This window comes from Hamadaea sp. NPDC051192, assembly GCF_040682475.1.
In the GTDB taxonomy this organism is placed as follows: Bacteria; Actinomycetota; Actinomycetes; order Mycobacteriales; family Micromonosporaceae; genus Hamadaea; species Hamadaea flava.
Window position 1 is genome coordinate 65797 of the sequence record NZ_JBFBAZ010000030.1, and the last position, 7033, is coordinate 72829.

Below are 7033 nucleotides of genomic sequence, written 5' to 3' on the forward strand. Positions count from 1 at the left end.
CCATCACCAGTCGACCGAACCGTTCTCGACCGCCGGCACCCCATTGACTGGGGTGTCGGCGGTCTCTATTTTAATCGCACGGTTTTGGTCGAACGGGTGCCGTTCGTGCGCGGGGCGCATCGGTTCGGCTCGCGATCGTGACTCGAACGCCGCGTGGTGGACGCCCTCGCCTCAGGACTTGATTGACTAGGCACTTCTGCCGACTGCCTCGCCTGAGTCGACTGATTATCGTCCATCTCGCAATCAGTTCCACTCCCACACCATTGCGAGGCCTTCGGCGTTGAGCCCGGCCTCCGTTCGTGGAAGGAATACGTTCTGTGAACGATCTGAAGAGCCGTGTCCTCGATGATCTCGACGCCGAGTTCTCCTCGGCGCCGGTGACCATTCCCGCGGCGGCGCCCCGGACGCAACGGCGATCGAAGTTCTTCGCCTACGCGGCGGTGCTCATGGCCGTGTCCGGTTCGATCGTCTTCGCCGGAGCCTCGCCCGCCGCCGCGGCTACCTGCAGCCAGCCCGACTTCAAGAACTACGACCACATGAAGTGGTGCGGAATCGCGCGGCAGGACTTCGACTACCTCTACACCACCAACTACTACTCCGCGCGCACGACCTGCTACACCTTCGACCACTACGCCTGGATGTGCGGCTACTTCACGCGGTACTACGCCGGCCGGACGAGCTCCTGCCGCACCTACTGACCTTCCCCGATGCGCAGGTGCTGGGTGGTCGGGCGTTCCGCTCCGGCCACCCAGCACCCGCGACCTAACAGTCCACATTGCAGGGATCCCATGGACGAGATCGCAGGTCTTCTCGAGATCTATCAGCCAATCCCGGACGGCGCGCCGGCCGGCGGCGACAGGGTCTGGCCCGTCACGATAGTGGTGCTGACCCTCAACGAGGAACGCGCCATCGCTCGCTGTCTGGACAGCACTCTGGCCACCTCTGCCGACCGAGTGCTCGTCGTCGACACCGGCTCGACCGACGCCACCCTGGAAATCGTGGCCGGCTATTCCGATCAGCGTGTTGAGGTATTGCAGATCGCTTGGGCGGACTCGTTCGCGCAGGCGCGCAATGCCGCGCTGGACGCCGTCGGCGAAGGCTGGGTCATGTTTCTCGACGCCGACGAGTGGATCGACAGCGACTGCACGGATGTGCTGCGCGACCGCTTACGCGCGTTCGAGTCGGTCGCTGGAATAACCTGGTGCGCTCTCGCGCCGGTGATCCGGGAGGACGGTCGAGACGCGGAATATCTGGAGATCGCCAGGATCGTGCCCGCCGATCATCTTCGCTTCCGCGGCGAAGTGCACGAGTACCCCTACATTCCCGCGGATGCCGATGCGGTGCCCGGCCTGATCGGGATCGATCTGGTCCTGTGGCACGACGGTTACGGCTCCGAAGTGGTGATGGCCAAGGACAAGATCCAGCGCAACGTGGCTCTGGTCGAATCAGCACGGCGGCGGGAGCCGGACAATCCGCGCTGGCTGTTCTTCCAGCTGCGCGACGCGCTGCCGACGCTGCACTTCGCCGAAGTGATGACGCTCGTCGAAGCCTTAGACAGCGCCAAACAGCAATACCCTGGCGACCGGCAAACGCCGGAGTTCTATCGATCCCTCGCGCTCTCCCGGGCTTGCGGGCGCCTCGCGCAATTGGGTGAATGGACGACAGCGCTCGGGCTCTGTTTCGATCTCGACCGGCTGACCGCAGGCGAGCACCCCGACGCGGCCTACTTTCGCGGGTTACACGAGCTGAACAAGATCCAACGGCCGGCGCCGGACACCCTCGGCAGATTGGTACGCCTGCGGAAAGATCCCGCAGCGGTGACCCTCAGCGGCCTCGACAAACAGGGCCGCCCGCTGGACGCGCTCATCGCCGCGTACCTGTTCCGGCTCAAGGGCCGCGACGCCGCCAACGCATACTTGGGCTTGTGCGAGCCCTGGACAGATGAGTTCTTCGAGATGTCGACCCTTCGCTAAAGCGCCGGTGCCTCAGCGGTCGGGCTGCGGTGTCTGCTCAAAGGCGGCCAGCTGTCGCGCGAGGTCGTCGAAGAGCCGTCCGGCGAGGCGGAACAATTGATCGCGGTCCTCACCGGACCAGGTGTCCAATGCGGAGTCGATCCAGCCGAAGATGACCGCGAGGTAGCGGTCGATGACCTCCTGGCCGGCGGGCGAGATCTCCACGAGACGGGCTCGGCGATCCGCCGGGTCGGTCACCGTCCGGACGAGGCCACGCTGCTCCAAGCGCTGGACATGCCGGGTGATGTGCGGGCCTTCGACCTGCATCTCGGTGGCGATCTCACCGACACGTCGCGGTCCGTCCGCCGCGTTGAGCACGCTGAGGATGTTGATCGCAGGTCTCTCCAGTGCCAGACCGGTCGCGGCCACCGCCGTTTCGTACAGCGATCCTCGGCTGGCTGCGGTGCCCAGTGCGCCCAGCCGCGCAAGCAGGGCCGCAGATGGGGAAGTGGCCACGGTCACACTCCTAAGATACCTAACTTAGGTATATAGTTCGGTCATCCCTTCGAGCCGGCCTAGCCGAGCTCTGCTCGCGTAAAGCATACCGAAGTTAGGTAAGAAGCATGACGTCTGCGCAGATGCAAGAAAAGAAGACCCAGCCGGCGGCTAGAACGGCCTGGTCGTCGGTCATCTCGGTGGCCGCCGTCGCGGCTGCTGCGTCCATCCAGCAAAGCGCGGTGCTCCCACTGCTGGGACGCCTCCAAGCTGCGCTCGCCGCGCCACTGGTCACCGTCGCCTGGGCCTTCACGATCAGCCTGCTGGTCGGTGCCGTCGCCACACCGCTGCTGGGCCGCATGGGGGACATGTACGGTCGGCGGCGCGTACTGCTGTTCACCATGGTCGCCTTGGTCGCCGGATCCGTTCTGGGCGCGTACGCCACCACGGTCTCGACCCTTATCGCAGCCAGGATCCTGCAAGGCATCTCGATGGCGACGCTTCCCTTGGCGATCGGAATCGTCCGCGACGCGCTGCCCCCGGCGAAACTCGCCACCGGGCTGGGCATCGTCTCCGCCACCGGTGGCATCGGCGTCGGCGGCGGCCTCGTGCTAGCCGGCGTCATCGCCGGCCACACCACGGGCTATCGCGCCGTGTTCTGGGCCATCGCCGCGATCGCCGCCATCACCGCGCTGTTCGCGGCGCTCACCGTACGCGATCAGGCCGTACCCCGCCGAGAACGACTCGACCTGCCCGGCGCGGTCCTTCTCGGCGGCGCCTTGGTCTGCCTGCTGCTGGCTATCGGAAAGGCAAGTTCCTGGGGCTGGACCAGCGCGAGCGTGCTGGGCCTGGCCGCCGGAGCCATCGTCTTGGCGATCGGCTGGCTGCTGGTCGAACGCCGCAGCGCAGCCCCGCTTGTCGACATTCGGATGCTCACCCACCGTGGCACCGTCGGCGCCAGCGTCTGCGGGTTCCTGATCGGCTTCGCCCTCTACGGCGGCTTCACCCTCATTCCCAACTTCGTCCAGGCGCCACCTCAGGCGGAGTACGGCTTCAGCGCGTCGGTGCTGCAAGCAGGACTGTTCCTCCTGCCCACGACCTTGCTGATGATCGCGGTCTCCACCCAGGCCGGCCGGTTGATGCGCCGATACTCGGCGAGTGCGCTCGTCGCCGCCGGTTCCGCGTTGACCGCACTGAGCTGCCTTTGGATCACCCTGGCGCACGAGCACCGCCACGACATCTACATCACCACGACGGTGCTGGGCATCGGCATCGGGCTGGCCTTCGCCGCGCTCGGCACGATGGCGGTCGAACACGTCGACCCCGGCCAGACCGCCATCGCCAGCGCCGTCAACAGCCTGCTCCGGCTCGTCGGCGGGGCCATCGCCGCAGCCGCGACGGCCGCTGTACTCGCCGGCGACACCATCGCATCCACGACGATCCCCACCGAGCACGCTTACCAAGTGGGTTTCGCCATGGCCGGCGCCGGAGCCGCACTCGCCGCCATCGCAGCCCTCGTCTACAGCCGGCGGCAGCGTGAGCGGTGAGGCCCGGGATTGTCGCCGTACCTGCCGCCCGCTCCGGTCTGCGGGGCGCCTCCGTGGCAGGTTCCGTGACCGGGTCCGTAGCCGCTACGGATGTCGGACCGCAGCCCGGCCGAGATCCTTGAATCCATCGGGTCAGCACGGCCCACGACACAAGGAGTGATCGGACATGGCCTCTCAGATCAGCGCGGATGTGGTTACCGTCGGCACCGGGCAGCGGCGTACGCGGATCACCGGAAACGGCGTGCTCTGGGTGGTGCAGGCGCTGTGGGGTGTCTTCTTCGCCGGGAGCGGGTTCGGCAAGGTGCTGCTCTACGACGACGCCATGTACGCGGCAGCGCCGCAGGCCATGGCCTGGTACGCCGCCGTGTCGCAGCCCTTGATCGTGTTCATCGGGGTCGCCGAGGTGCTGGGCGGGCTCGGCCTGATCCTGCCGGCGATGACGCGGGTGCGGCCGGGCCTGACGCCGCTCGCCGCGGCGGGTCTGACGCTGACGATGATCCTCGCCGGGGCCTTCCACGTCGTACGCGGTGAGTTCGAACTCCTGCCGTCCAACATCGTGCTGGGCGCGGTGGCTGCCGTCATCGCGGTCGGCCGCTGGACCAAGCGGCCCATCTCGCCGGCGCCCCTGACCCGAGGCCGGCTGATGTGGTCGATGGTGGTGGTCGCCCTGGTGGTCCTGCTGGTGTTCGGCCCGACCTGGTACTCGATGACGACCCGATTCTGATCGGGTGCCGAAGCGAGGACGACGTCCGGCGAGAGCCGGACGTCGTCGTGCGTGTGTCGCATGATCGGGCCACTGGGCGTCAGGACGGCCCGATCTGGCGGAGCAGGCAGCGGGCGGCCGTGATGACCCGGTCTCGGTCGTGCGTCACGGCATAGTCGATGTGCTCGGGTTCGCCGTCGCGGCGCTCGGCGAGGACGGCTATGGCTACTCCGGAGGCGAGCAGCACCGCCGACCAGGAGCCGCCGAGCGCTTGCTCGTGGATTGCGCCGCCCCGTACGTCGGGTGCCGGTGGGCTGGGCAACCCTGGGCCGATGGCGGCGATCAGTACGTCCCGGTGCGCCAGGGCAGTGAGGAACCCGCCGTCGACAGCGGCGAGCGCGGCCGGATCAGGCACGAGCAGCAGCAACATCGCCGGCCCGCTGGATGGCACGTTCGTCCTGATGAGGTGGCGCATCAATGCCACCAGCAGATGCCGGTCGGCGCGGCGCACCGGTTGACCGGTGACCGCCTGTAATGGCGTATCCACATCAACTGGTCTTGAGACGGCCAGCTCCCCGAATGCATCGGCTTGGTCGCCGAGGAGGCCGTGGGCCGGCTCTGGCCGCCCAAGGTAGTGCCCCTGTAGCAGCCGCGCCCCGATTGCCTGAGCTGCGCGTGCGTGTTCCGGGGTCTCCACGCCTTCGGCCAGCAGCGCGGAGCCGGCGCGTTCGGCTTGCTCGAACGCGAAGTCGAGACAGGACAGTGCGGTCGGCGAGGTATGCGATTGGGTGATCGTCAGGTCGAGCTTGATCACGTCGGGTGTGAGCGCGGACAGCAGCGGCAACTGGCGAACGCTGGAGCCCACATCGTCGACCGCTAATCCGGCCACCTTGCCGCGCTGCCGGTCCACTCCTGCCAGCAGGGCGCGCGGGTCACGCTCCAGCGACCGCTCGGTCACCTCCAGCACGATCGGATAGTGCGCGAAAGCTTCGTCGATGTCTGGGGCCAAGTCTGGAGGGCATGGCGAATCGAGGGCCAGCGGCTCGATGTTGACGAACAGCATCACCTGGCGAGGCAGGCCACCGGCGAGGGCGGCTCGACATGCCGATGCCCGTGCTGCCCAGTCCAGCTCCACCACATTGCCGACGCGGTACGCCTCGGCGAACAGAGCGGCCGGTGCGGCGTACCGCGATCCGGCCGGTCCTCGAACCAGTGCCTCGAATCCGACGACCTGTCCGTTATCGCCATCGACGATCGGTTGGAACCAGGTGTCCAACCTCCGCTGGCGCACGATCATCTCGTACTCGGGATCGGGAAGGGTTCCGTAGCCCCACACCATCACGGATTACCCACCGACCAGGTCGCGCAACCGCCAGCGGGCAGCACGGCGTACGACGTTAGCGCACTCGTGGGCGACTCACATGTAGGGCGGCTGGTACATGATCGCGACCGCCGTCCCGTCCTCGTCGTCCGGGCTGGGCACGTCCGTGGACTCGCCGGTGTCCGGGTTCCACTGCCGGGCCGCCGTGCCGCCTCGGGTGCGTGCCGGTCGGCTGGCGAATCCGGCCAGGCTGCGGGTGGCGTGCGCGACGAGCGGGAACTCGCGGGGATCGGCGGCGCCGTCGAGCGATGCGACGACGGAGGTGATCTCGGTCAGGGGACGGCCGGCCAGCTTCGCCTGGTCCGGGACCACCTTGCCCGCTGCGGTGAAATTGCGGTCGTCGAAGGGCAGCTCGATGTAGTTGCGGCCCGGGTAGGACGTCGGTTCGGGCACGTTGTAGCTGAGGATGGTCGCCTGGCCCGAGGCTTCGAGGGCGACCGATGGCGCGGGGCAGCTCAGCCGACGTAGGACGACCCAGCTTGGCCCGTCGGCAAAGCCATCTCTCGGGCCTTATCGCAGGGCGGCGAGGTGTCGGCGGGCGGTGCGGGTGGAGATGCCGAGTTGGGTGGCCACGGTGGTGGTGTCGGCGTGTGGGTTGTCGGCGAGGAGGGTGGCCACTTTGGTTGCGGTGTTGACCGGTAGTGGCCGCCGGCGGGGCGGTGGGGCTGTGGGGGGTGGTGGGTGGCCGTTGGGGGGTGGCGGTGCTGTTGGTGGCGTATTTGTGGCCGGGGGTTGGCCGCGGGTGTGTGGTGGGGTCGGGGTGGTGGTAGCGGTGGGTCGGCTGGCGGCTCGTGGCCGGTCGGGTGTGGTGGTGGCCGGGGGTTGTCCGGTCGGCCGTTTGTGGGGTCGGTTGGGGGTTAGTTCGGGTTTGGGTTTGCCTTGGCGGGAGAGGACTTCGATGGCCAGGAGGAGGGTGATGGCGGGGATGGCGGCGGTGATGCGGGAGCCGGGGGTG

At 67.8% G+C, this 7033-nt stretch carries 8 protein-coding genes; 4 read left to right on the forward strand and 4 right to left on the reverse strand.

All coding sequences use genetic code 11. The annotated features are described in order from the left end of the window. Positions 1-317 precede the first annotated feature (317 nt). Together AB0M47_RS15750 and AB0M47_RS15755 are read left to right on the forward strand one after the other, a co-directional pair. Positions 318-698 (forward strand): hypothetical protein, encoded by a 381-nt coding sequence (locus AB0M47_RS15750; protein ID WP_363413362.1) that lies wholly within the window; start codon positions 318-320, stop codon positions 696-698. A 90-nt stretch (positions 699-788) separates the two neighbouring features. Further along, the gene (locus tag AB0M47_RS15755; protein ID WP_363413365.1) at positions 789-1973 is read left to right on the forward strand and encodes a glycosyltransferase; all 1185 of its coding nucleotides are present in this window, start codon (positions 789-791) and stop codon (positions 1971-1973) included. A gap of 12 nt (positions 1974-1985) precedes the next feature. On the opposite strand, the gene AB0M47_RS15760 is transcribed toward AB0M47_RS15755, so the two are convergent. After that, positions 1986-2474 (reverse strand): MarR family transcriptional regulator, encoded by a 489-nt coding sequence (locus AB0M47_RS15760; RefSeq protein ID WP_363413368.1) that lies wholly within the window; start codon positions 2472-2474, stop codon positions 1986-1988. Between the two features lie 101 nt (positions 2475-2575). On the opposite strand from AB0M47_RS15760, the gene AB0M47_RS15765 reads away from it, so the two are divergent. Both AB0M47_RS15765 and AB0M47_RS15770 read left to right on the forward strand, forming a co-directional pair. Then, positions 2576-3994 (forward strand): MFS transporter, encoded by a 1419-nt coding sequence (locus AB0M47_RS15765; protein WP_363413371.1) that lies wholly within the window; start codon positions 2576-2578, stop codon positions 3992-3994. 166 nt (positions 3995-4160) lie between these two features. Next, positions 4161-4718 carry a DoxX family protein gene (locus tag AB0M47_RS15770; protein WP_363413374.1) on the forward strand — a complete coding sequence of 186 codons (558 nt, stop codon included), beginning with the start codon at positions 4161-4163 and terminating at the stop codon, positions 4716-4718. A 79-nt stretch (positions 4719-4797) separates the two neighbouring features. Here the strand turns inward: AB0M47_RS15770 and AB0M47_RS15775 are convergent, their stop codons facing one another. The 3 genes from AB0M47_RS15775 to AB0M47_RS15785 all read right to left on the reverse strand — a co-directional run bounded on the left by AB0M47_RS15775 (position 4798) and on the right by AB0M47_RS15785 (position 6696). Next, complete coding sequence (locus AB0M47_RS15775) at positions 4798-6036, reverse strand: EAL domain-containing protein (RefSeq protein ID WP_363413383.1); 1239 nt, start codon at positions 6034-6036, stop codon at positions 4798-4800. A 78-nt stretch (positions 6037-6114) separates the two neighbouring features. Beyond that, positions 6115-6471, reverse strand: a complete 357-nt coding sequence (locus AB0M47_RS15780) for a hypothetical protein (protein ID WP_363413377.1) — start codon at positions 6469-6471, stop codon at positions 6115-6117. A gap of 117 nt (positions 6472-6588) precedes the next feature. Then, positions 6589-6696 (reverse strand): DeoR family transcriptional regulator, encoded by a 108-nt coding sequence (locus AB0M47_RS15785; RefSeq protein WP_363413380.1) that lies wholly within the window; start codon positions 6694-6696, stop codon positions 6589-6591. Positions 6697-7033 lie beyond the last annotated feature (337 nt).